This window comes from Trueperaceae bacterium (genome assembly GCA_031581195.1).
GTDB lineage: Bacteria > Deinococcota > Deinococci > Deinococcales > Trueperaceae > SLSQ01.
On the sequence record JAVLCF010000004.1, the window covers coordinates 1 to 22,703 of the forward strand.

General features: G+C 73.7%; 24 protein-coding genes. 17 read left to right on the forward strand and 7 right to left on the reverse strand.

The annotated features are described in order from the left end of the window. The 7 genes from RI554_00770 to rplI all read left to right on the forward strand — a co-directional run. Nucleotides 1–528 (forward strand): hypothetical protein (locus RI554_00770; GenBank protein MDR9390542.1); only part of this gene is annotated, 528 nt, incomplete at its 5' end. 7 nt (nucleotides 529–535) lie between these two features. Then, nucleotides 536–1,372: a hypothetical protein gene (locus RI554_00775; protein MDR9390543.1), complete on the forward strand. Its 837-nt coding sequence runs from the start codon at nucleotides 536–538 to the stop codon at nucleotides 1,370–1,372. Then, nucleotides 1,369–2,604, forward strand: coding sequence for a hypothetical protein (locus tag RI554_00780; GenBank protein MDR9390544.1), 1,236 nt, complete (start codon nucleotides 1,369–1,371; stop codon nucleotides 2,602–2,604). The genes RI554_00775 and RI554_00780 overlap by 4 nt, the downstream gene beginning before the upstream one ends. A 119-nt stretch (nucleotides 2,605–2,723) precedes the next feature. Next, nucleotides 2,724–3,077, forward strand: coding sequence for a 30S ribosomal protein S6 (rpsF, locus tag RI554_00785; GenBank protein ID MDR9390545.1), 354 nt, complete (start codon nucleotides 2,724–2,726; stop codon nucleotides 3,075–3,077). A gap of 64 nt (nucleotides 3,078–3,141) precedes the next feature. Next, on the forward strand, nucleotides 3,142–3,996 hold the full coding sequence (gene ssb, locus RI554_00790; GenBank protein MDR9390546.1) for a single-stranded DNA-binding protein: 855 nt from the start codon (nucleotides 3,142–3,144) through the stop codon (nucleotides 3,994–3,996). After that, nucleotides 3,996–4,271: a 30S ribosomal protein S18 gene (rpsR, locus tag RI554_00795; GenBank protein ID MDR9390547.1), complete on the forward strand. Its 276-nt coding sequence runs from the start codon at nucleotides 3,996–3,998 to the stop codon at nucleotides 4,269–4,271. The genes ssb and rpsR overlap by 1 nt, the downstream gene beginning before the upstream one ends. Further along, nucleotides 4,268–4,714: a 50S ribosomal protein L9 gene (rplI, locus tag RI554_00800; protein ID MDR9390548.1), complete on the forward strand. Its 447-nt coding sequence runs from the start codon at nucleotides 4,268–4,270 to the stop codon at nucleotides 4,712–4,714. The genes rpsR and rplI overlap by 4 nt, the downstream gene beginning before the upstream one ends. A 96-nt stretch (nucleotides 4,715–4,810) precedes the next feature. Here the strand turns inward: rplI and pyk are convergent, their stop codons facing one another. The 4 genes from pyk to dnaA form a co-directional block, all read right to left on the reverse strand. Beyond that, nucleotides 4,811–6,238, reverse strand: a complete 1,428-nt coding sequence (gene pyk / locus RI554_00805; GenBank protein ID MDR9390549.1) for a pyruvate kinase — start codon at nucleotides 6,236–6,238, stop codon at nucleotides 4,811–4,813. Next, a complete protein-coding gene (gene eno, locus RI554_00810) occupies nucleotides 6,235–7,509 on the reverse strand; it encodes a phosphopyruvate hydratase (protein MDR9390550.1) in 1,275 nt (424 codons plus the stop codon). The genes pyk and eno overlap by 4 nt, the downstream gene beginning before the upstream one ends. A gap of 182 nt (nucleotides 7,510–7,691) precedes the next feature. Next, nucleotides 7,692–8,780 (reverse strand): DNA polymerase III subunit beta, encoded by a 1,089-nt coding sequence (gene dnaN, locus RI554_00815; GenBank protein ID MDR9390551.1) that lies wholly within the window; start codon nucleotides 8,778–8,780, stop codon nucleotides 7,692–7,694. A gap of 580 nt (nucleotides 8,781–9,360) precedes the next feature. After that, entirely contained in the window at nucleotides 9,361–10,710 is a 1,350-nt protein-coding gene (dnaA, locus tag RI554_00820) for a chromosomal replication initiator protein DnaA (GenBank protein ID MDR9390552.1), read from the reverse strand. A gap of 172 nt (nucleotides 10,711–10,882) precedes the next feature. Here dnaA and mnmG point away from each other — a divergent pair, with 172 nt between their 5' ends. From mnmG to RI554_00855, 7 genes are all read left to right on the forward strand, one after another. Further along, nucleotides 10,883–12,706, forward strand: a complete 1,824-nt coding sequence (gene mnmG, locus RI554_00825) for a tRNA uridine-5-carboxymethylaminomethyl(34) synthesis enzyme MnmG (protein ID MDR9390553.1) — start codon at nucleotides 10,883–10,885, stop codon at nucleotides 12,704–12,706. Then, the gene (locus RI554_00830; GenBank protein ID MDR9390554.1) at nucleotides 12,675–13,286 is read left to right on the forward strand and encodes an RsmG family class I SAM-dependent methyltransferase; all 612 of its coding nucleotides are present in this window, start codon (nucleotides 12,675–12,677) and stop codon (nucleotides 13,284–13,286) included. Before mnmG ends, RI554_00830 begins: the two co-directional genes overlap by 32 nt. A 16-nt stretch (nucleotides 13,287–13,302) precedes the next feature. Continuing rightward, nucleotides 13,303–14,049: a ParA family protein gene (locus tag RI554_00835; protein ID MDR9390555.1), complete on the forward strand. Its 747-nt coding sequence runs from the start codon at nucleotides 13,303–13,305 to the stop codon at nucleotides 14,047–14,049. After that, entirely contained in the window at nucleotides 14,033–14,851 is an 819-nt protein-coding gene (locus tag RI554_00840; GenBank protein MDR9390556.1) for a ParB/RepB/Spo0J family partition protein, read from the forward strand. The genes RI554_00835 and RI554_00840 overlap by 17 nt, the downstream gene beginning before the upstream one ends. A 156-nt stretch (nucleotides 14,852–15,007) precedes the next feature. Beyond that, nucleotides 15,008–15,985, forward strand: coding sequence for a malate dehydrogenase (locus RI554_00845; GenBank protein ID MDR9390557.1), 978 nt, complete (start codon nucleotides 15,008–15,010; stop codon nucleotides 15,983–15,985). 65 nt (nucleotides 15,986–16,050) lie between these two features. Beyond that, complete coding sequence (locus RI554_00850) at nucleotides 16,051–16,572, forward strand: Fur family transcriptional regulator (protein MDR9390558.1); 522 nt, start codon at nucleotides 16,051–16,053, stop codon at nucleotides 16,570–16,572. 145 nt (nucleotides 16,573–16,717) lie between these two features. Then, a complete protein-coding gene (locus RI554_00855) occupies nucleotides 16,718–17,062 on the forward strand; it encodes a multidrug efflux SMR transporter (GenBank protein ID MDR9390559.1) in 345 nt (114 codons plus the stop codon). Between the two features lie 84 nt (nucleotides 17,063–17,146). On the opposite strand, the gene RI554_00860 is transcribed toward RI554_00855, so the two are convergent. Further along, nucleotides 17,147–17,668, reverse strand: a complete 522-nt coding sequence (locus tag RI554_00860) for a fasciclin domain-containing protein (protein MDR9390560.1) — start codon at nucleotides 17,666–17,668, stop codon at nucleotides 17,147–17,149. Nucleotides 17,669–17,803: 135 nt separating this feature from the next. On the opposite strand from RI554_00860, the gene RI554_00865 reads away from it, so the two are divergent. Next, complete coding sequence (locus tag RI554_00865) at nucleotides 17,804–18,667, forward strand: GNAT family N-acetyltransferase (GenBank protein ID MDR9390561.1); 864 nt, start codon at nucleotides 17,804–17,806, stop codon at nucleotides 18,665–18,667. Between the two features lie 4 nt (nucleotides 18,668–18,671). Here RI554_00865 and RI554_00870 read toward each other — a convergent pair whose 3' ends face one another. After that, a complete protein-coding gene (locus RI554_00870; GenBank protein MDR9390562.1) occupies nucleotides 18,672–20,018 on the reverse strand; it encodes a hemolysin family protein in 1,347 nt (448 codons plus the stop codon). Between the two features lie 146 nt (nucleotides 20,019–20,164). Here RI554_00870 and dnaJ point away from each other — a divergent pair, with 146 nt between their 5' ends. After that, the gene (dnaJ, locus tag RI554_00875) at nucleotides 20,165–21,307 is read left to right on the forward strand and encodes a molecular chaperone DnaJ (protein ID MDR9390563.1); all 1,143 of its coding nucleotides are present in this window, start codon (nucleotides 20,165–20,167) and stop codon (nucleotides 21,305–21,307) included. A gap of 31 nt (nucleotides 21,308–21,338) precedes the next feature. Here the strand turns inward: dnaJ and miaA are convergent, their stop codons facing one another. Then, the gene (gene miaA / locus RI554_00880) at nucleotides 21,339–22,250 is read right to left on the reverse strand and encodes a tRNA (adenosine(37)-N6)-dimethylallyltransferase MiaA (protein MDR9390564.1); all 912 of its coding nucleotides are present in this window, start codon (nucleotides 22,248–22,250) and stop codon (nucleotides 21,339–21,341) included. A gap of 47 nt (nucleotides 22,251–22,297) precedes the next feature. Between miaA and RI554_00885 the strand changes: the two genes are divergently transcribed. Beyond that, the coding region (locus RI554_00885; protein MDR9390565.1) for an Hsp20/alpha crystallin family protein at nucleotides 22,298–22,703 on the forward strand (406 nt) is incomplete at its 3' end.

A 22,703-nucleotide genomic window follows, 5' to 3' on the forward strand; every position in this document is an offset into this window, starting at 1 on the left:
GGCGCGACGCCCCTCCCCCCGTCGGACGCGCACGCGACGTTCGCCGGCGGCTGCGGCGCCGGCTGCAGCAGCGGCGGGGGCGGCGGAGGGGGCGGCCGCGACCAGAGCGACGACCCCGTCGGTCGGCCCTACTGGGTGACGACCGACCAGGTCCGCCGCAGCGTCGACCCCGGCGTGGCGACCCTCATCGACTACGTCACGAACTACGACGGCACGCCCCTCACGCACCGCTTCAGCTACCGCCACCGCACCGTCCGCGACGTCGGCTTCTCGGGCGGGTTCGCCGACCACTTCACCGCCGCGATCGGCGGGGAGGTCGACCGGACCGTCACCCGGACCCTCACGAAGACCGTCCAGCCGTGGCACGCGCTGAAGATCTACCAGCGCCAGGAAACGACGCGCTACCGCGTCTCCGGCGCGAAGTACCAGGACCGCGCCGACGGGAGCCGCACCCTCCTCGAGCGCCGCTCGGGTCCCTACACCGCCTCGTTGACGCGCCTCGGGTACGTCACCCGCGCGCTCCGCTGAGGCCGCCGTGCGACCCCTCCTTCCCCGCCCCGAACGCCGCCCCCACCCGGCGCGCCTCGCGCGCGCCGGGGCGGCCCTCGCCGCCCTCGCCGCGAACGGCGTCGGCCTCGCCGACGCGCCCGTCCTCGCCCCCGGCTACGTCTCGGTCCGGGAGGCCGACGTCGTGACGTTCCACCCCGGCGGCGGCGGCGACCTGCGCTGGGTCGACGCCGTCGGCCTCCCCGGCGCAGGCGCCCTGTCGGTCCCCTGGTTCGACGTGCACGACGACCGTCTCCGGGTCGCCGTCCGCTTGCGCGGCGGCGCGCCGGCCACGGCCACGCACCTGGTGCTCGTCGACGGCGACGGCGACGCCCGGACGGTGCCCATCGGTCGGCTCGTGGTCCGCCCCGACGACGGCTCGCCGGCGCCACCGCTCCGGTCCGTCGCACGCACCCACCGCGGAACCGGCCCGCTGCTCGGGGCGTGGCACCTCCGCAACGACGGCGCCCGGCCGGTGACGATCCACGCCGCCGACCTCGGTCCGGGCGCGGACGCCACCTCCCCCTGGATCGTCGAACCCAGCGGCGGCGCCCTCGACCCCGGCGGGTTCGACGCCGTCGTCGAGCGGGTCCGCCGCCACCTCACCGCCCTCGAGCCCGGCGACGGCCCTCCCTCCGACGCCGCCCTCCCCGTCCGCGTCCCGCCGGGCGCCGGCGTGACGCTGGCGTTGCCGACCGCGGCGCTGCCCGCGGCGCAGGCGGGCGACGCGGTCCGCGTCGACGTCCGCCTCGAGAGCGCCACGCCGGACGGCGCGACGTTCCGGCAGTACCTGCCCGGTCCGGTCGTGCGGAGCCCCTTGCCGTGACCGCCGTCCGCCGCGCCACCCTGGTCCTGCTCGCGCTCGCCCTGGCCCTCCTCGCCGGGCCCGCCGGGCGGGCCCAGGACGGCCCCACCCCAAGCACCCTCGAGGCGCTCCTCGCGCCCCTCCCGGCCGCGGTCCGCGACGCGGCGCTCGACGCCGCGACCCGCGCCGCCGCCGACCCCGAGGTCGCCCTCGCCCGCGTCCGTCTCGAGGCGGACGCCGCCCGCAGCGGCGGGCGGGTCGCGCCGGAGGGGTCGCTGTCCTGGCGCCCCGCGACCGGCACCGCCTCGCTCGACGTCGGGATTCGCGTCGCTTGGCTCGATCCCGCCGCGGAGCGCGACGCGAACGCGGACGCCGACCGACGCGACCGCTGGCGGTTGGACCGCGACCTGGCGACGCGCGCGGCGGTCGAGGAGGTCCTCGTGCGGTGGGCGCACGTCGACGCCGCCCGCCGTCAGCTCGCCCTCCTCGACACCCTCGCGGCGCTCCCGCCTCCGGCGGACCCCGCGGCGGCCGACGTGCGTGCACGCCTGCTCGAGGCGCGCGCGCAGGTGCGCTTCGACGCGCGGCACGGCGCCGCGACGCTGGCGGCGGAGCTGGGGCGTTCGGCGCTGCCGGCCCTCCCCGAGGACGCCTGGCGGGCGTGGTTCGCTGCGCACGCGGCTCCGGCCGATCCGGCGCGGACCCCGGCCGTGCGGCGGGCGGACGCCGCGCTCCGCAGCGCGGAACGCGCCCTCGCCGACGCCGAAGCGGTCGCGGCCCGGCCGACCGTCACGGCGCGGGGCGGCGTCGGCGTCGCCCGCTCGAGCGGGTCCTGGGGGGCGACGGCGCGCATCGCGGTCGACGTGGGCGCCCCGCCGGGCTGGCCGGCGGCCGGGACCGCCACCCTCGGCTGGGAGGGGGACGCACCGCACCTGTCGGTCGACGTGCGCGCGGCCCCCGCCGCCGGCACGGCGGTCGCGCGGGCGGAGGTCGCGCGGGCGCAGGCCGCCCGCGCCGAGGCGCTCGCGGCGGCGGAGGCGGCGGCGGGACGCGAGGCGTTCGAACGGGCGCGCGCCGTGGCCGCGAGGCGGGCCGGCCCGTGGGACGGGACATGGGCCGACGCCGAACGCGCCCTCGGGCGCGCGGCCTGGCGGGCGCGGGAGGTGGAGCTCCGGGCGGCGCGGCGCCTCGCGGCCCTCCCCGCCCCCGCCGCACCCGGGGAAGACGTGTCCTGGACGCGGGTTTCGTGGTAGGGTACGCACTTGCCGCGTGCGCGCGGCCGCCCCCGCCAGGGAACGACGTCCCTGACGGCGATGCGCGTCGTGCCCCGGCACGCCGCGCCGGGCGACGCAGGGACGAGAGGAGGTGAGACATGACGAAGACCGCGCAGTACGACCTCAACGTGATCCTCACGCCGGGGCTGTCCGACGCACAGCTCCAGACGGAGAAGGATGCGATTCAGGCGCAGCTCGACAAGGCCGAGGGCGAGGTCGTGGAGCTGGACGAGTGGGGCACGCAACGCTTGGCCTACCCGATCCGGAAACTGAACGAAGGCTACTACCTGATCTACAAGGTGACGTTGCCGCTGGACACCCCCAAGACCATCGAGGGGTCGCTCCGGCAGCGCGACAACGTCATGCGGGTTCTGGTCGTTCGCGACCGCCCCGAATGGCGCACGCTGAAGAAGCCCGACACCCCGAGCGAGGCCGCCACCGCGGCCGACTGAGGCGGGTCGGACGCGTCGGCGCGCCGCGCCGACGCCTCGAACGAACGGTTCGAACGAGGAGACCATGGCACGAGGACTGAACCACGTGATGATGGCCGGAACGCTGGTGCAGGAGCCGGAGATGCGCTACACCCCGGGTGGGTTGGCGATCCTCGAGCTGAACCTGGCCGGCAACGACCACGTGATCGGCGACGACGGCAAGGAACGCGAACTGGCCTGGTACCACCGGGCGACGGTGTTCGGGAACCAGGCCGAGATGCTCGCCGACCAACTTCACGCAGGCGACCCCGTGTTCGTCGAAGGCCGGCTGGACTACCGCTCCTGGGAGAGCCAGGAGGGCCAGAAACGCTCGGCGCTCGACGTCGTGGCGACGCGCGTGGAGGGGCTGACGTTCGGCCCGCGGCGGGGGGAGACGACCGTCTCCGACGCTCGCGGCCAACAGCGCCTGCGCGACGCCCTGAACGAGGTCTCGATCATCGGCAACCTCACCCGCGACGCGGAGTTGCGCTACACGCCTTCGGGCGCGGCGGTCACGCGGTTCAGCGTGGCGGTCAACGAGCGCTACCGCGACCGCAAAGGCGAAGACCAGGAACGGACCCACTACGTGGACGTCAACGTCTGGCGCGAACTCGCCGAGGGGTGTGCCGATCTCGCCAAGGGGGCTCCCGTGTATGCGGTGGGTCGCCTGGTGAACGACTCGTGGACGGACCGTGACGGAAACCGGCGCTTCACGACGCGGATCGAAGGGTCGCGCGTGGAGTTCCTCACCCGCGGTCCCGGAGGTGGTGGATCCGGGACCCGCCGCGGACCGTCGCCGACCCCCGACTCGGGGGGCGACGCCCGCGGCGCCCAGGCGAATGAGGGTGGCCGGCTCGACATCGACGACGAATTCCCACCTGAGGAGGATTTGCCCTTCTGATGCCACGCGAAGCGAGAGGCGGCTCCCGCCGCGGCCGCGGAGGCGGCCGCCGCGGCCGCAGACCCAAGGTATGCCCGTTCTGTACGGGTGAGCTCGAGATCACCGCGTACCACGACACGCGGATGGTTCGGCGCTTCATCAGCGATACCGCGAAGATCCTGCCGCGCCGCCGGTCGGGCGTGTGCGCCAAGCACCAGCGTCGCCTGGCGACGACGGTAAAGCGCGCCCGGATGCTGGCGCTGGTGCCGATCAGCGAGAAGTTGGTGCGCAAGTGAACGTGATCCTGCTGGAGCCGGTGACGAACCTCGGCGAGGCGGGGGACGTCGTCACCGTCAAGCCCGGCTACGCCCGCAACTGGCTGGTGCCGCAGGGCCTGGCGTTGCCCGCGACGAACGCGAACCGCGCGGAACTCCAGGCGCGGTTGGCGCAGCGCGCGCGGCAGTTGTCCGAACGCAAGGCCGACGCCGAACGCCTCAAGGAGATGCTGGCCGACGCCGCGGTGGAGATCCGCGTCAAGGCCGGCGAGGAGCGCATCTACGGCTCGGTCGGCAACAAGGACATCGCCGAAGCGCTCAAGACGGCGTACGACGTCGAGGTCGACCGCCGCAAGATCGAGCTCGGCGAACCGATCAAGACCGTTGGTGAGCACGAGGTGCCCTACCGGCCGCACCCGGAGGTCGACATCGACCTCCGGGTCGTGGTCGTCGCGGACGCCTGAGTCCCGGCACGACGCACGCGGCGCGCGGATCCCGGCCTTCGGCCGGTCGGTCCGCGCGCCGTTTCGTGCGCCCCCCGGCGTCGCCGGGGGTCGGGGTCAGCGGAAGCGTTCGACGCGAATGAGGTTCGTCGAGCCGCGCGTCCCGAAGGGGACGCCGGCCGTGATGACGAACCGCTCGCCGGGCTCGAGCAGGTCGCTGTCGCGAATGGCGGCGATCGACGTGTCGACCATGTCGTCGGTCGAGCCGATGTCGGCCCCGAAGAACGGCACGACGCCCCACGAGACCGCCAGCTGGCGGTAGGACCGCTCGCTGGGCGTGATCGCGAGGATCGGGGCGTAGGGGCGGTTGCGCGAGACGCGGGAGGCGGTCGTGCCGCTGGCCGTGAAGCTGACGATCAGGCCGGCCGACAGGCTGTGCGCCATTTCGCAGGCGCCGTGCGACACGGCGTCCGCCGTCGTGTCGTCGGGTGCGGGGACGTGCTCGCGGATGGCGGCCTTGTAGCCCGCGTCGTGCTCGACGGTGCGGGCGATGCGGTCCATCATCTCGACCGCCTCCACCGGGTAGTCCCCGACGGCGGTCTCCCCCGACAGCATGATGGCGTCGGTCCCGTCGTAGATGGCGTTGGCGACGTCGGAAGCTTCGGCGCGGGTGGGGGTGGGGGCGTGGATCATGGATTCGAGCATCTGCGTGGCGGTGACGACCGGTTTGCCGGCCTCGATGCTCTCGCGGATCAGGCGCTTCTGGACTTGGGGGACGCGTTCGGGCGCGAGCTCCACGCCGAGGTCGCCGCGCGCCACCATGACGCCGTCCACCTCGCGCAGGATCTCCTGGAAGCGTTCGACGGCGCTGGGTTTCTCGATCTTCGCCATGAGGTTCGCTTCGGACCCCGCGCGGGCGAGGTAGTGCCGTCCGAGGAGCAGGTCCTCGCGGCTGCGGACGAAACTCATGGCGACCCAATCGACGCCCAACGTCACGCCGAACTCCAGGTCCTCGACGTCCTTGTCGGTCAGGGCGGGGGTGGAGAGGTCGGCGCCGGGGATGTTGATGCCCTTGTTGTTGGACAGGGTCCCCCCGAGCGTCACGCGGGCGTGGACCTGCGCGTCGCCGGTGCGTTCCACCTCGAGCGCGAGACGGCCGTCGTCGAGCAGCAGGACGTCGCCCGCCGCGACGTCGGCGCACAGGCCCGGGTAGGTCACCCCGACCCGGGTGGCGTCACCGGGGGTGTCGTCGGCGCAATCGAGGACGAAGGGGGCGCCCTCCACGAGCTCGACGGCGCCCTCGGCGAACGTCGCGACGCGGATCTTGGGGCCCTGCAGGTCCTGGAGGATGCCGACGGCGCGGCCGGCGCGCTGGGCGACGGTGCGGATGCGTTCGACGTTCGCTTCGTGCACCTCGTGCCGGCCGTGCGAGAAGTTGAGGCGGAACAGGTCGACGCCGGCCGCGACGAGCGCTTCGATGCGCGCCTCGTCGCTCGTGGCGGGCCCGAGGGTGGCGACGATCTTGGTGCGGCGGGCCTGCTTCACCGTGCGAACGCCTCGCGGCCGAGGAAGCGGGCGTCGTCGCCGAGCTCCGCTTCGATCTCGAGGAGGCGGTTGTACTTCGCGAGGCGGTCGCTGCGCGACGCGGAGCCGGTCTTGATCTGTCCGGCGTTGACGGCGACGGCGAGGTCGGCGATGAAGGCGTCCTCGGTCTCCCCCGACCGGTGGCTGATCATGGCGCCGTAGCCGTTGCGCAGGGCGAGATCGATGGCGGCCATCGATTCGCTGAGCGTCCCGATCTGGTTGACCTTGACGAGGATGGCGTTGCCGACCCCTTCGCGGATGCCGCGCGCGAGGCGTTCGGTGTTCGTCACGAACAGGTCGTCGCCGACGAGTTGGGTGGTGGCGCCCACGGTGGAGGTCAGGGTCGCCCAGTTCGCCCAGTCGTCCTCGGCGAGGCCGTCCTCGATCGAGATGATCGGGTGGCGCTTCACCCAGTCCGCCCAGTAGTCGATCATCTCCTGCGGGGACAGCGTGGCGTTCTCGGAGGCCAGGTGGTAGGCCCCGTCGGCGTGGAACTCGGTGCTGGCGGGGTCGAGACCGATCGCGATCTGTTCGCCCGGCTGGTACCCGGCGGCCTGGATCGCTTCGAGGATCACCTCGATGGCCTCCTCGTTGCCGGTGAGGTTCGGGGCGAACCCGCCCTCGTCGCCGACGGCGGTGGCGTACCCGCGCCCGGCGAGGACCTTCTTGAGGTGGTGGAAGGTCTCCACTCCGGCGCGAAGCGCGTCGGAGAAGCGTTCGAAGCCGACGGGGGCGAGCATGAACTCCTGCATGTCGACGTTGTTGTCGGCGTGCTCGCCGCCGTTGATGACGTTCATCATCGGGACCGGGAGGGTGACGCTCCCGACGCCTCCGAGGTACCGGTAGAGCGGCATCTCGAGGGTCGACGCGACGGCGCGGGCCGCGGCGAGCGACACGGCGAGGAGGGCGTTGGCCCCGAGCTCGCTCTTGTTCGGGGTGCCGTCGAGGGCGCGCAGGTGCGCGTCCAGGCCGGCCTGGTCGAGGGCGTCGAAGCCGATGATCTCCGGCGCGATGCGTTCCTCGACGTTGCGGACCGCCTGCTGGACGCCCTTGCCGAGGTAGCGGTCGCCGCCGTCGCGGAGCTCGACCGCTTCGTGTTGCCCCGTCGAGGCGCCCGACGGCACCGCGGCGCGGGCGCTGACGCCGCCGACGAGGTGGACCGTGGCGGCGACGGTGGGGTTGCCGCGCGAGTCGAGGAGTTCCAGCGCTCGCACGTCTTCGATGATGGTCATGGTGCCTCCCGGGTCGGGCGTGGTGGAGTCGGACGCCGCGCGGGGTGCACCCGCGCCTGCGCGTCCCGCGTCGGGCCGGGCGCGTCCCCGGGCAGCGGTGCGCGGGGTGGCCTCGGGGCCGACGCGGGTCATCCTACCGCCGCGGCGGCCGGAGGGGCCGCGGCGTCGGGTTCGCGCAGGGGTCAGCCGGTTCGCAGCGGGACGACCATCGCGAGGTAGGTCGCGTCGCTCGGGTCGCTCAACACGCTGGGGCTGGTGGCGCCGGACAGGTCCAGGCGGAGGGCGCCGTCGAGGGGGGCGAGGGCGTCGGTGAGGTACTTGGCGTTGTACGCCAGCGCCATCTCCGGGTCGCTGCCGGCCTGCTCGACGCGGACCGCCTCCTGTGCACGCCCGTACGCGCCTTCGGCGGTGATCTGCAGGGTGCCGTCCTTGACGAACAGGTCGACGCGGTTGTTGGCGGTCTTGTCGGCCATCACGGCGACGCGGTTCACGGCGTCGCGCAGGTCGGCCGCTTCGAGCGTGAGGGTGACGGGGAAGGCGTCGGGAATGACGCGCTTGTAGTCGGGGAAGGTGCCTTCCATCAATTTCGCGCTCATGCGGACGGTGTCGGTGCGGATCGCGAACTGCGTGTCGTCCACGGCGAGGTCGACGTCGCCGTCGTTCAGGACCTTCGCGAGTTCGTCGACGCTGCGCGCAGGCACGATCGGTTCCCCTTGAACGCCGCTCGCTTCGGGCACGTCGGCGTAGGCGAGGCGGAAGCCGTCGGTGGCGATGGCGCGGACCGTGGCGTCCCCGAGTTCGAGCTTCACACCGCGGAAGATCGCTTGGTACTCCGCGACGGCGGCGGCGTAGCGGACGCGGCCGAGGGCGGTCGCGAGCGCCTTCGCCGGGAGGGTGCCGGGGTAGGCGTCGGGGAACGTCGGGCGGGGGGCGTTGTCGGGGTCGACGAGTTGGAGGCGGGTCGCGAAGTCGCCGCTCGTGATCGAGAGTTCGCCGTCGGTCGCTTCGAGGGTGACCTCGTCGCCGGGGACCGCGCGCACGACCTGCGCGAAGACGTGGGCGGGGAGGGCGAAGGTGCCGTCGCCGCGCACGTCGGCGGGCAGGGTCGCTTCGACGTCGAGATCGAGGTTCGTGCCGCTCAGGACCACCGATTCCGGCGTGAGGTCGATGCGAAGCAGGTTGGTGCCGGGGGTGGCGTTGCGGGTAGGCACGATGCGTTCGACGTGGTTCAGCGCATCGGCGAGGCGTTTCGTGGCGACTTGGACGTTCATGTGGACGTCTCCCAGGGGTACGAAGGTTGCCGCATGCTATCGCATGACGGCCCCGCCCACCTCCGGTTCGAGAACCGTTCGGTTCGACCTGGATCCGAAGGACCGACGTGGGGGTACCCCTTTTTTCTCGAGTAAGGGATCCCTCTACCGTCGTAGGGCCTGTGGAGCGTGTGGAAAATCCCACAGGGGGCCGTCCCCTGCGACGTTCGGCCTGGGGAGAGCGGTGGGGAGAATCCCGCGTTCGCTGTGGACAACCGCCCGAGTTGTGCACACGCGTTCACAGGCGCGTGGGACCCCTCGATGTCGACAGGGGCGTCCACACCTTGTCCACACGTCCTCCACAGGTCCCTCCACAGGAACGCCCGAAACGCCGTGTGGGACGCACGAAATCCGTGGTTCGGCGTGTCGGGGTTCGCCGGTACGCCCGCGCCGTGCCGGTCGCGGCGCGGGGGAACGGCGATCCGCGCGAGGCCCGCGCACGCCGCCGCGACCGACTGTGGAGAACGGCGCGTTCGTTGTGGACAACGCGTCCGCCCGGGACGGCGCCCGCGCCGGTCCGGACCGGCGGAAGCGCACCCCGTCAGACCAGTTTGGCGCGCACGTCGTCCGTCGCTTTGCGCAACTCCGGTTCGGCCTCCAGGCGTTCGTGCACCTTCTTGACCGCGTACAGGACCGTCGAGTGGTCGCGCCCCCCGAAGAACGCGCCGATCTCGGGCAGCGAGTGCGACGTCGTCTCGCGGATGAGGTACATCGCGACCTGGCGCGGCGTCACCAGCTCCTGGCGACGGCCCTTGCTGGTCAGGTCGGACACCGCCACCCCGAAGCGGTCGGCGGTGAGGCGCAGGACGTCGGCCATCGTCGGCGTCGCGTCGCTGGCTTCGAAGACGTCGGAGAGGGCCTCCGCGGCGACCTCGCGGGACATCGTCACGCCGTTCATGCTGGCGTAGACGATCACGCGCACCAACGCCCCCTCGAGCTCGCGGATGTTGCTGATCGCGTGCCGCGCGATGAAGTCGATCACCTCGTCGGGGACCTTCACGCCGCGGTACTCCGCGTTCATCTTCAGGATCGCGATGCGCGTCTCGAGGTCGGGCGCCTGGATGTCGGTGATCAACCCCCACTCGAAGCGGCTGCGCAGCCGGTTCTCGAGGGTGGGGATGTCCTTGGGCGGCCGGTCGGAGCTGACGATCAGCTGTTTGCCGGACTCGTACAGCGCGTTGAAGGTGTGGAAGAACTCCTCCTGCGTGCGCTCCTTGCCGGCGATGAACTGGACGTCGTCGACGAGCAGGATGTCGATCGACCGATACCGGTCGCGGAAGGCGACCATGCGGTCCTCGCGAATGGCGGTGATCAGGTCGTTCGTGAACGACTCGGTCGTCACGTACGCCACCTCGAGGCCGTCGTAGCGGCCCAGGACGGCGTGCCCGACGGCGTGCATCAGGTGCGTCTTGCCGAGGCCCGCCTCCCCGTACAGGAACAGCGGGTTGTACGCCTCCCCCGGCGATTCGGCGACGGCGAGCGCCGCGGCGTGCGCGAGGTTGTTGTTGGGGCCCACGACGAAGTTGCTGAAGACGTACTTGGGGTTCAGCGCGACGCGGGGTTTCGGCGGCGCCGCCGGAGCGGTCTCCCGCGAACCGGCGCCGTCGTCGCCGGCGAAGATGTCGGGTTGTTCGTTCTTGCTGAAGCCGACGACCTGGAAGCCGACGCGCGGCGACGGGGCGCCCAGGTCGCGCAGGGCGGTCTCGAGCACCGGCGTGTAGTGGGTCTTGAGCCAGTCGCGGGCGAAGGAGTGCGGCACGCCGATCATGTACGCGCCGTTCTCCACGCCGAGCGGCCGGACCTGTTGAAACCAGGTGCGGAACTCCACGCTGGGGATCTCCCCCTGCACGTACTCGAGTATGTCGTCCCAGATCGCGTGCTCTTGGGTCATGTCGGCGGCCTCGCCGCGCGGTGCGAGGGCATCCCCTTCGCGCGGGTGGACGAGCATCCTAGCAAATCGTCGGGCCCCTCCCGCCGGGCGGCGCCGCCCGACGCGGGCGGCGCCGCCCGCGCGCTATACTCCTCGCCGCGCGACCTCGGGTCGCGCGGAAGGGGGACGCCGCGTGAAGTACGACGTCGTCGTGGTCGGAGGGGGCCACGCCGGAATCGAGGCCGCCGTCGCCGCCGCCCGGTTGGGTGCGCGGACGGCGATGGCGTTGCCGCAGCCCGACCGCATCGGCCTCATGCCGTGCAACCCGGCGGTCGGGGGGCCCGGCAAGTCGCAACTCGTGTACGAGATCCACGCCCTGGGTGGCGTGATGGGGGAGCTGGCGGATGCGACCGCCATCCACGCGCGCACCCTGAACGCCAGCAAGGGGCCCGCGGTGCAGTCGCTCCGCGTGCAGAACGAGCGCGACGGCTACGCCAGCGCCGCCCGCGAGCGGGTGTTCGGCACCGACGGCGTCGAGATGGTCCGCGGCGAGGTGGCCGAACTGCTGGTGGAGGACGGCCGCATCGTGGGCGTCGGCATGGTCGACGGCCGCCGCGTGGAGGCGGGGGCGGTGGTGCTGTCCACCGGCACGTTCCTGGCCGGCGTCGTCTGGTACGGCCGCAAGAGCCGGGCGGCGGGACGCCAGGGGGAGGCGCCGGCCCGCCACCTCTCGCACAGCCTCCGCGCGACCGGGCACGACCTGGCGCGCTACAAGACCGGCACGCCCCCCCGCGTGCGGTCGGACAGCGTCGATTTCTCGGTCTTGGACGAGGTGCCGGCCGACGACCCCCCCGGCTCGTTCAGCGGGACGCCGGGCCCGCGGGCGGCGGAGAGCCCGACCTGGTTGACGCGCACGACGCCCGAAACGCACGCGCTGATCCACGCGAACCTCGACGCGTCGCCGATGTACGGCGGGGGGATCGACGGGACGGGCCCGCGCTACTGTCCGTCGATCGAGGACAAGGTCGTCAAGTTCGCCGACAAGGACCGGCACCTGCTGTTCGTCGAGCCGGACGGGATCCACACCAGTGAGGTGTACCTGCAGGGGTTCTCCTCGTCGTTGCCGCCGGCGCTGCAGGACGCGATGGTGCGGACGCTCCCGGGGTTCGAGCAGGCGGCGATCCAGCGCTACGCCTACGCCGTCGAGTACGACGCGTTGGACCCCAGCCAGCTCGAGGTGACGCTCATGTCGAAGCGGGCGCCCGGGCTGTTCACCGCGGGGCAGATCAACGGCACCAGCGGCTACGAGGAGGCGGCGGCCCAGGGCCTGATCGCCGGCGTCAACGCCGCGCGGTGGGCGTCCGGCGCCGACGCCGTCACCCTGCGCCGGGACCAGGGGTACCTCGGCGTCCTCCTCGACGACCTCGTCCGCTGGGGGACCTACGAGCCGTACCGGATGCTGACCAGCCGCAACGAGTACCGCCTCCTGCACCGGCAGGACAACGCCGACGAGCGCCTCGCGCCGGTCGGCCACGCGTGGGGGCTGCAGAGCGACGCGCGCGCCCGCGCCGTGGCGGCGTCGAGCGCCCGCGTGCACGCCGAGGTCGAACGCCTCGGGCGGTTGCGCGACGGCCCCGACGACGGCCACAAGGCGTTGCGGCGGCCGGGGGCGACGTACGCCGAGGTGCTGGCGCGCTTCGGGGCCGAGCCCGCGGGGTTGTCGCCGGCCGAGGTCCGGCGCGTCGAGATCCTCGTCGGCTACGACGCCTACATCGAGCGCAGCCGCAAGCACCTCGAGGCGCGCGCCGGGTACGAGCGCCTATCCCTCGACGGCGTCGCCTTCGATCGCGTGCCCAGCCTCTCGAACGAGGGCCGCGAGACGCTCGAGCGGGGCCGGCCGCCGACGCTCGGTGCGGCGCAGCGCCTGCAGGGGGTGCGCGACAGCGACGTCACGGCGTTGCTCGTCCACCTCAAACGCGCGGGTCGTGTTTCACGTGAAACGCCGGCCGGCGCCTGACGTCGCGGCCGCGCTGGCGCGGTACCGCGCGCAGATCGAGCGCTACCACGCCACCCTGGACCTGATGTCCCCCGCGGGCCTCGCGGATCTCGACCGCCACCTGGCCGACGCCCGGGCCTACGCCGACCTCGCCGCCGACCTCGACCCCGCCCCGCGCCGGGCGCTGGACCTGGGGTCCGGCGTGGGGCTGCCGGGGGTCGTCCTTGCCGCCAGCGTCGAGGACCTCCCGGTCGAGCTCGTCGAGCGGCGCGCGAAGCGGGCGACGTTCCTGCGGCTCGCCGTCGCCGCGGTGGGCGCCGACGCGCAGGTCGTCGTCGGCGACGTGCGACGCACGGCGGGGCCCCCGGTCGACCTCGTCACCGCCCAGGCGGTGGCGCCGTTCGCCGACGTGTACGCGCTCGTGCGCCACCGCCTGGCGCCCGACGCCGTCCTGATGGCGCGCAAGGGCGACGCGTGGCGCGCGGAGGTCGACGCGCTCGCCGAGGCCGCCGACGGCGCGTCGGTCGAGGTCGTGGCCGAGAGGCCGGCGTCGGGCCGTGGTATCCTCCTGGCCGTGCGCGTGCGGGGAGGCGGAGGCTGACGTGCCCGTCCTAGGCGTGACCAACCAAAAAGGGGGCGTGGGCAAGACCACGACCGCGGTGAACCTCGCCGCGGCGCTCGCCGAGCGCCGCCGGGTGCTGTTGGTCGACCTCGACCCGCAGGCGAACGCCACGTCGGGCGTCGGTATCGAGGCCCCCGAGCACCACGTCTACGACGTCCTCGTCGGCAACGTCTCGGCGCGCCGCGCGGCGGTGAAGGCGGAGGGGGACGGCGACCTGTGGGTCCTGCCGGCCGCCCCGGACCTGGCCGGCGCGGCGGTGGAGCTCGACACCGAGAGCGAGGACCTCCGGCGCCTGTCGAAGGTCATCCTGGCGGTCCGGCCGACGTACGACTTCGTCGTCATCGACGCGCCGCCGTCGATCGGGGCGTTGACCCTCAACGCCCTCGTCGCCAGCGACGCGTTGATCGTGCCGCTGCAGACCGAGTACTACGCGCTCGAGGGGATCGCGGCGATGATGGAGACGATCCGCCGGGTGCAGGGGTCGCTGCACCCGGAGTTGCGGATCCTCGGCATCCTGTTGACGATGCTGGACGCCCGGACGCGGTTGTCCGGCCAAGTGGAGGCGAACGTGCGGCAGCATTTCGGCGACGAGGTCTTCGACGTCACGATCCCACGCAACGTGCGGCTCGCGGAGGCGCCGTCGTACGGCGCGCCGATCTTCGACTACGCCCCCGAATCGCAGGGGGCGGCGGCGTACCGCGCCCTCGCCGAGGAGGTGACCCGCCGTGCCCGCCAAGGCTAGGGGGTTGGGCCGCGGCCTCGACGCGCTCCTCCCGAAGGGCGAGGAGGGCGGCGCCAAGCAGGTGCCGCTCGAGCGGTTGACGCCGTCGCCCTACCAGCCGCGCGCGCGGCTGGACGAGGCGGCGGTCGCCGAACTCGCCGCCTCCGTCGCGGCGCAGGGGGTGCTGCAACCGCTGTTGGTGCGCCCGACGGAGGACGGCTACGAGATCGTCGCGGGCGAGCGCCGCTTCCGGGCCGCCACGCGGGCGGGCCTGAGCACGGTGCCGGTCGTCGTGCGCGACCTCGACGACCGCACGACCCTCGAGGTGGCGATCACCGAGAACCTGCAGCGCGAGGACCTGAGCCCACTCGAGGAGGCGCAGGCGTACGAACGCCTGCAGGGGTTCGGGATGGACCAGGCGGCGGTCGCCGAGGCGGTGGGGAAGAGCCGCAGCGCGGTCGCCAACGCCCTGCGACTCCTGTCGCTGCCCGCCGCGGCCCGCGAGGCGCTCGACGCGGGGCGCATCTCCGCGGGGCACGCCCGCGCGATCCTCGCGCAGCCCGAGGCGCACCGCGGGTGGGCGCTCGAGCAGATCCTGCGGCGCGGGCTGAACGTGCGCCAGGCGGAGGCGTTGCGCGCCCCGTCGGAGGCCACGCCGCGCTCCGCCAGCGACGGGCGCTACGCGGCGCTCGAGGACGACCTGGCCCGGCAGCTCGGCACCAAGGTGCGGGTGCAGGGCGGCCGGAAGGGCCGCATCGAACTGCACTTCCGCTCCCGCGAAGAGCTCGAACGCCTCCTCGAACGCCTCGGCTACCAGGCCTGACCCGGGCGCGTTTCACGTGAAACACGCCGCGCCGGGGAGGCGCGGCGGCGCCGGACCGGGGGGTGGTACGCTGCGCCGGCCGAAAGGCCGTGTGCGCCGTGCGTGCGCGGCTGCGAGGATTCCCCCGTCCGCCCCGCGCGGACCCCAGGAGGCATCATGAAGGAACCGATGCGAGTTGCGGTGACCGGTGCGGCCGGCCAGATCGGCTACGCCCTGCTCTTCCGGATCGCGGCCGGCGACCTCGCCGGCCCCGACCGGCCCGTGGCGCTGCAGCTGCTCGAGATCCCCGGCGCGATGGACGCCGTGAAGGGCGTCGAGATGGAGCTCGCCGACGGCGCGTTCCCGCTCCTCGCGAGCGTCACGTCCAGCAGCGATCCGCGCGAAGCGTTCGAGGGTGCGGACGTCGCGCTCCTGGTCGGCAGCCGCCCGCGCGGGCCCGGCATGGAGCGCCGCGACCTGCTCGAGGCCAACGGCGCGATCTTCACCGCGCAGGGCGCCGCCCTGAACGAGGTCGCGTCGCGCGACGTGAAGGTGCTCGTCGTCGGGAACCCGGCCAACACGAACGCGCTGATCGCCCGCAGCCACGCCCCCGACCTGCCGCCCGAGAACTTCACCGCCATGACGCGCCTCGATCACAACCGGGCGCTCAGCCAGGTGGCGCAGCAGGCCGGCGTCCCGGTCGCCGACGTGCGCCGCATGATCATCTGGGGGAACCACTCCAGCACCCAGGTGCCCGACCTGCACCACGCCACCGTGGCGGGGGCCCCCGCGACCGAGCGGGTCGACGCCGGCTGGGCGAACGACGTGTTCATTCCGACGGTGCAGAGGCGCGGAGCGGCGATCATCGAGGCGCGCGGCGCCTCCAGCGCCGCCTCCGCCGCCGCGGCGGCGATCGATCACGTGCACGATTGGCTGCACGGCACCCCCGAGGGCGACTGGACGAGCATGGCGATCCCCAGCCGCGGCGAGTACGGCGTCGCGGAGGGCCTGACGTACTCGTTCCCGGTGACCGTCTCCGAGGGGCGCATCGAGGTGGTTCCGGGCCTCGACGTGGGCGAGGACGTCGCGGCGAGGATGAAGGCCAGCGAGACCGAGTTGCTCGGGGAGCGCGAAGCGGTCGCCGACCTGCTCTGACCCGCGTCGGGCACGCGTCGCCGGATACGTGGGGGGTCCGAGGGCGCGTGCTACCGTTCCCCGAGATGGCACCGAGCAGGCCGAACGATCACGAGCACGACCCTGCGCACGACCGCTCTCACGAGCACGGCCGGGTCGACGTGCGCGCGCACCTGCGCGCGCACGGGCTGCGCTACAGCCGCCCGCGGGCGGCGATCGTGTCGTTCTTCCGCGAGGAGGACCGCCACGTCAGCGCCGAGGACCTGCACCACGAGCTCCACGCGCGCGGCACGGCGTTGAGCCTGTCGACGGTGTACCTGAACCTCAACGTCCTGAGCGAGGCGGGGGTCGTGCGCGAGTTCCAGGGCAAGCAGGGCCAGAAGCTCTACGACAGCAACGTCTCCCCGCACTACCACCTGATCGACAAGGACACCGGCGAGGTCGTCGACGTGCCCGCCCCCACGGTCGACGGCGTGCCGCTCGGCACCTTCCTGAAGCGCACCGTCGAAGCGGCGACCGGCTGGCAGCTCGAGGAACCCAAGGTGCAGCTGCGCGGGCGCGCCCCGAGCGACGACGACGTCGGCGACGCCGCCGACGCCGCCGACTGACCCGCGCTCCACGTCCGAAGGATGCGCGCCCCGCCGCTCGGCGGGGCGCGCCGCATGTCGCTGCCGCCCGGCCGCCGGACCGGGGGGCGCGGGTAGCCTGACGGCGGCGCCGGCGTCCCGCGGGACGCGAGAAAGGACGTCGATCATGGCCCCGTTGTCCCTCGCCTACGTCTGGCTGCTGCTCTCCATCGCCCTCGAGGTGTTCGCCACCTCGATGCTGCAGGCCTCGCAGCAGTTCACGCGGCCGGTGGCGTCCATCGCGACGGTCCTCGGCTACGTCGGTGCGTTCTACCTGCTCTCCCTCGCCCTCCGCGCGGTCCCGCTCGCCGTCGCCTACGCGATCTGGGCCGGGCTGGGCATCGTCCTCGTCACCCTCGTCGGGGTCGTCGTCTACCGCCAGGCGCTCGACGCCCCCGCGCTGATCGGGATCGCCCTCATCGTCGCCGGTGTCCTCGTCGTCAACCTGTTCTCGGGCGCCGCGACGCACTAGGGCGCCCGGGCCGAACACGGAACACGCCCCGTCCTCGGACGGGGCGTGTTCTCCGGGGGGCGCGCCGGGGCGCGCGGCGGACGGTTACTCGCTCGGGGGCAGGATGACCGCGTCGATGACGTGCACGACGCCGTTGCCGGCCTCGAGGTCGGTCACCGCGACGGTGGCGGCGCCGTTCAACATCACCATGCCGTCCTCGACGGTGACCTCGATCTCGGCACCGTTCACGGTCTCGACCGCGGCGCTGCCGTAGCCGCTTTCGACGGCGGCCAGGACGTCCTCCGCCATCAGCTTGCCGGGCACGACGTGGTAGGTGAGGATGCCAGCGAGATCGTCGCTCGCGAGGAGCTCCTCGGCGGTCAGGTCGAGCGCCTCGAGCGCGGCGGCGAAGGCGTCGTCGGTCGGGGCGAAGACGGTGAAGGGGCCTTCGCCGGACAGGGTCTCGACGAGCTCGGCTTCGGTCACCGCGGCGACCAGGGTCTCGAACCCTTCGTTCTCGAGGGCGACGTCGACGACGGTGCCGGGCATGTCGCCGTGGCCGTCGGCCAGGGCGGCGCCGAAGGCGGCGAGGGCGGCGATCAGGGTGGCGGTCAGCAGGTGCTTCATGAAGACTCCTTCTCTCCTGGGGTCCAGGGACGGAACGGGCGGCGCCTCTGCGCCGTGATCAAGACCCTAGCCGGACGAACCTTGAACAAACCTTGTTCAGGTTCACGGTGGGGGGGGCACCTGGTAGCCTCCGCCATGGCCCCGCCCGACCCGACGCCCGCGACCGACGGCCCCGCCCCCGGCCACGGACCCGGCCCCACCGAGATCCGGTCGCTCGACGGGATGGAGGAGTTCCACGCCTGCGAAGCGATCGTGAAGGTCGTCTGGCAGGTCGACGACCGCGAACTCGTGCCCGCCTCGCACCTCAAGGCCACCCAGCACGCCGGCGGCTTCGTCGCCGGCGCCCTCCAACAGGGGCGCCTCGTCGGGTTCCTCGCCGGCTTTCTCGCCCGCCCGACCCCCACCACCCCCGTCGGGCTCCACAGCCACCTCATGGGGGTCCTGCCCGAGGTCCGCGGGACCGGCCTGGGGCGCGCCCTCAAGTGGTACCAACGGCGCTGGGCCCTCGAGCAGGACCTTCCCTGGATCCGCTGGACGTTCGACCCGCTCCGCGCGCCCGCCGCCCGCCTCAACCTCGAGGCGCTCGGGGCGGTCGGCGTCGCGTACGAACGCGACGTCTACGGCCGCATCGGCGGGGTCCTGGCCGGCTCCCTCCCCAGCGACCGACTGCTGGTGCGCTGGGACCTCGAAGCCGAACGCGTCCTCGCCCGCGCCGGGGGCGCCGCCCCCACCGACCCCGAAGCCGCCGAAGCCGACGCCGCCGAAGCCCTCGGCCGCGACGGCGACGACGCCCCCACCGACCCGGTCCTCGACCTCGACGCCGACGTCGTCGCGGTCGCCGCCCCCCTCGACCTCACACGCGACCTGTACGAACGCCCCGAGGTCGCGAGCGCCTGGCGGGACGCCACCCGCACCACCTTCGAGGCCTACGTCGCGCGCGGCTACCGGGCCGAGCGGTTCGTGCACGGCCGCTACCTGCTGCGCCGCCGCGCCCCCTGACCCGTTACCCCGCGTCGCCTTCGTCGCTCGGCGCCCCGGCGCCGTCCGCGTCCGCGGGGTCCGGCTCGACGCGGCGCACGTGGACCCGGTCGACCCGCGGACCGTCGACCGCCACCACCTCGAACCGCCAGCCCGACGCCGTCACCGCGTCCCCGACCTCCGCCACCCGCCCCGCGAGCGTCGTCACCAACCCCCCGAGCGTCCGGTAGTCCCGGTCCTCCTCGCGCGGCAACGCCGGAATCGCCAGCAGGTCCTTCAACTCCTCGACGTACAACGTGCCGTCCAACTCGTAGGCGTCCTCCCCCAACCGCGTGACGTCGGGCGCGTCCTCGCTGGAGCCGCCCGCCAACTCCCCCAGCAACGCCGTCAGGACGTCCCCCGCCGTCACGATCCCCTCCACCCCGCCGTACTCGTCCAGCACCACCGCGAAGCGCGTCCCCTCCTCCCGGAAGCGCTCCAGCAACGACAATGCATCGAGGCTCTCCGGAACCTCCAGCGCCGGCTCGGCGAGCGCGGCGACGTCGACCGCCTCGCCCAACAACAACCGATCCAGGATCTCGTGCACCTTCACGACCCCGATCAACGCATCCAGCTCCCCCCGCGCGACCGGGAGGCGCGCGTGACTCGCGGCCACCAACGCATCGCGCACGTCCTCCCACGGCGCGTCGGCATCGATCCAACTCACGTCCCGCCGGGGCGTGAGCAACGAACGCACGCGGCGGTCGCCCATGTCGAAGACGTTCTCGATCATCTCGACCTCCGCCCCCCCGATGTGCCCCACCCGGTGGCTCTGCTGCAGCATCCCGCTGATCTCCTCCTCCGACGGCTCCCCGCCCCGGCGCTCCCCCACCCCGAACGGCGCCAAGAGCGCGTTCGTCGACCACGACAACAACGCGACGGCCGGCGCCGCGAGGCGCGACACCGCCCGCATCGGTCGCGCCACGACCCGCGACACCGCCTCCGGCGCGGCCAACGCCACGCGCTTCGGCGCGAGCTCGCCGACGACCAGCGACAGGAAGGTGATCCCCGCCACGACGACCGCGAACGCCAGCGGTTCCGCGACGGGCGCCGCCACCCCCCACGCCTCCAGGCGCGCCGCCGCCGGCCCCGCCAACGCCCGCCCCCCGAACGCGCCGGACAGCACGCCCACCAGACTGATCCCGATCTGCACCGTGGAGAGGAAGCGGTTGGGTTCGTCGAACAGCGCGAGCGCCGCCCGCGCGCCCGCGTCGCCCTCCTCCGCCCGCTGCGCCAGGCGACTCCGCCGCGACGCCGCCAACGCCATCTCGCTCATGGCGAGCACCCCGTTCGCGAGGATCAACGCCACGATGATGGCCACCGCGAACGTCACGCGGGGGTCGCCGCCCGGTCCGGGGGCTCGTCCTCCATGCCGCCAGTATGCCCCACGGTCCCCCCCGCCGTCGCCCGGCGCGCCGCGTCCCGGCGTCGGCCGACCCGACACGGGCGCCCCGGGCGAGCGGGTATGCTCGCCGGCCGATGCCGACCGACTACTACGACCTCCTCGGCGTGGCCCGCGACGCGGACACCAAGGCCATCAAGGCGGCCTACCGCAAGCTCGCGCTGAAGTACCACCCCGACCGCAACCCCGGCGACCCCGACGCGGAGGAGACGTTCAAGAGCCTCAACGAGGCGTACGCCGTCCTCTCCGACGACGAGAAACGCGCCAACTACGACCGCTACGGCACCGCCGAACCCGGCGGCATGCCGTTCGGCGGAGGGGCCGGCGGCGGCGACATCTTCGACATCTTCAATTCCGTGTTCGGAGGCGGCTTCGCCGGCGGCGGCCGGCCGCAACGCGGCCGCCCCGGCGAGGACCTCGAGGCGCGCCTCGAGGTCACCCTCGAGCAGGCCCGCGACGGCGCGACGCTCGAGGTCGAGCTCGAACGCATGGCGGCGTGCGACGTCTGTCACGGCGACCGCGCCGAACCCGGCAGCGACGGCAAGGAGGCCTGCCCCACCTGCGGCGGGGCGGGCCAGGTCCGCAGCCAGGTGCAGTCGCTCCTCGGCACCATGATGACGACGCAGGTCTGCCCCCGCTGCCAGGGCGAGGGGCAGGTCGTCACGCACCCGTGCAGCGGCTGCTCGGGGCGGGGCCGGACGCTCTCCCACGACACCGTCGAGGTGACGCTGCCCGTCGGCATCGACGGCGGCTACCGCCTGCGCATCCCCGGCCAGGGCAGCGCCGGCGTCGACGGCGGACCGGACGGCGACCTGTACGTCTACATCGAGCTCGCCCCCCACGAACACTTCACGCGCGAGGGCGACGACCTCCGCTACGCGCTGCAGGTCGGCCCCGCCCAAGCGGCGCTCGGCGTGACGGTCGAGGTCCCCACCCTCGACGGGGTCGACACCCTCGAGGTGCCCGCCGGGACCCAACCCGGCACCGAGGTCCGCCTCCGCGGCAAGGGCATGCCCCGCCTCCGGCGCGGCGGCTTCGGGGACGAGATCGTCACCGTCCAGGTCGTCATTCCCAAGCACCTCACCCCCGCCGCCCGCGAGCACCTCGAGGCGTACGCCGACGAGGTCGGCGAGGAGGTGCGCGAAACCCACTCGCTGATCGAGCGCCTCAAGGGCGTCTTCGCCGGCCGCCGGCACCGCGAGGACGGCGCGAGCGACTGACCGCCCGCCCCCGACCCCTCCGCTCGACCCCTCAGCTCGGCCCCTCCGCGACCCACGCCTCGAGGGCGCCCTCGACGTCCTCCGCGATCGCCTCGAACGTCCGCTCCGCCGGGTGCCGGGTGAACCACGTGCGTTGCCGCCGAGCGTACCGCCGGGTCGCCCGCACGACCGCCCCCAGCACCTCCGCTTCGCTGCGTTCGCCCCGCGCGAGCGCCGCCGCCTCGCGGTAGCCGATCGCCTGCGCCGCCGTCGCGAGCGCCGCCGCATCCAACGCCGCCGCCTCCTGCGGCCACCCCCCCGCCAGCATGCGGCGGGCTCGCGCCTCGATGCGCGGCTCGAGCGCCGCCAGGGGCGGCCGCAACCAGGTGCGGTCCACCGCCACGCGCGGCGCCCGCCGCGGGAACGCCGACGGCGGGCGGCCGGTCCGCCGCCACACCTCCAGCGAGCGCACCACCCGCCGCGGGTTGCGTTGCGCCCGCTCGGCATCCTCCGGCGCGACCGCCCGGAGCTCCGCGAGGAGCGGCTCGATCCCCTCCGCCTCGACGCGCGCCCACAACGGCGCCTGCACGTCCGGGTCGGCGGCGGGCACCGTCGGGAGGCCCTCGGCGAGGGCGTCGAGGTAGAACCCGGTGCCCCCGACCACGAGGCACGTGACGCCGCGCGCCGCGGCGTCGTGGATCGCCGCCTCGGCGTGCGCGACCCACGCCGCGACGCTGAACGCGTCGCGCGGGCCGACGAGGTCGAGCCCGTGGTGGGGGACGCGGGCGCGCTCCGCCGCGCTCGGTTTCGCCGTCCCGACGTCGAGCCCGCGGTACACCTGCATCGCGTCCGCCACCACGATCTCCAGCCCGTGGCGTTCGGCGAGGCGGAGCGCGACGGCGCTCTTGCCGCTGGCGGTCGGCGCGCCGAGCAGCAGGGCGGTCGGGCGGGAGGCGGTCGGCACCGTACGACGGTAGCAGCCGTCCGACGCCCCGGTGCTATCCTGCCGGCATGGAGCTCGACACGTACGGCACCGCCAGCGACCTCCAGGAGTTGCTCGCGGTTCGCGACTCGATCCAGCGCCTCGTCGAGCACCGCGAGGGCGACGACGCGCTGCTGCCGCGCGCGGAGTTGCGCGACGCGGGCGAGGCGTACCACCTGCTCGTGGACGTGCCCGGCGTCCCGCAGGAGAACCTGGAGATCGCCGTCCAGGGCGCCGAGGTCATCGTGGCCGGCGTCCGGGAGCGCGAGGGCGACGGGGAGCTGGTGTTCGGCGAGCGCCCGCGCGGCCCGTTCCAACGGACCGTGACGCTGCCCGGCGACGTCGACCCCGAGGGCGCGCAGGCGCGCCTCGCGAGCGGCGTGCTGGTGCTGCACCTCCCCAAGCGCGACGGGTCGGCCGGTGGGTCGGCCGGTG

Coding starts and splice junctions, on each gene's coding strand:
- dnaN (MDR9390551.1), bottom strand. CDS start 8,780: ATGAACGTCCAAGTCGCCACGAAACGCCTCGCCGATGCGCTGAACCAC.
- dnaJ (MDR9390563.1), top strand. CDS start 20,165: ATGCCGACCGACTACTACGACCTCCTCGGCGTGGCCCGCGACGCGGAC.
- rpsF (MDR9390545.1), top strand. CDS start 2,724: ATGACGAAGACCGCGCAGTACGACCTCAACGTGATCCTCACGCCGGGG.
- dnaA (MDR9390552.1), bottom strand. CDS start 10,710: ATGACCCAAGAGCACGCGATCTGGGACGACATACTCGAGTACGTGCAG.
- RI554_00845 (MDR9390557.1), top strand. CDS start 15,008: ATGAAGGAACCGATGCGAGTTGCGGTGACCGGTGCGGCCGGCCAGATC.
- rpsR (MDR9390547.1), top strand. CDS start 3,996: ATGCCACGCGAAGCGAGAGGCGGCTCCCGCCGCGGCCGCGGAGGCGGC.
- ssb (MDR9390546.1), top strand. CDS start 3,142: ATGGCACGAGGACTGAACCACGTGATGATGGCCGGAACGCTGGTGCAG.
- RI554_00850 (MDR9390558.1), top strand. CDS start 16,051: ATGGCACCGAGCAGGCCGAACGATCACGAGCACGACCCTGCGCACGAC.
- eno (MDR9390550.1), bottom strand. CDS start 7,509: ATGACCATCATCGAAGACGTGCGAGCGCTGGAACTCCTCGACTCGCGC.
- RI554_00865 (MDR9390561.1), top strand. CDS start 17,804: ATGGCCCCGCCCGACCCGACGCCCGCGACCGACGGCCCCGCCCCCGGC.
- RI554_00855 (MDR9390559.1), top strand. CDS start 16,718: ATGGCCCCGTTGTCCCTCGCCTACGTCTGGCTGCTGCTCTCCATCGCC.
- RI554_00860 (MDR9390560.1), bottom strand. CDS start 17,668: ATGAAGCACCTGCTGACCGCCACCCTGATCGCCGCCCTCGCCGCCTTC.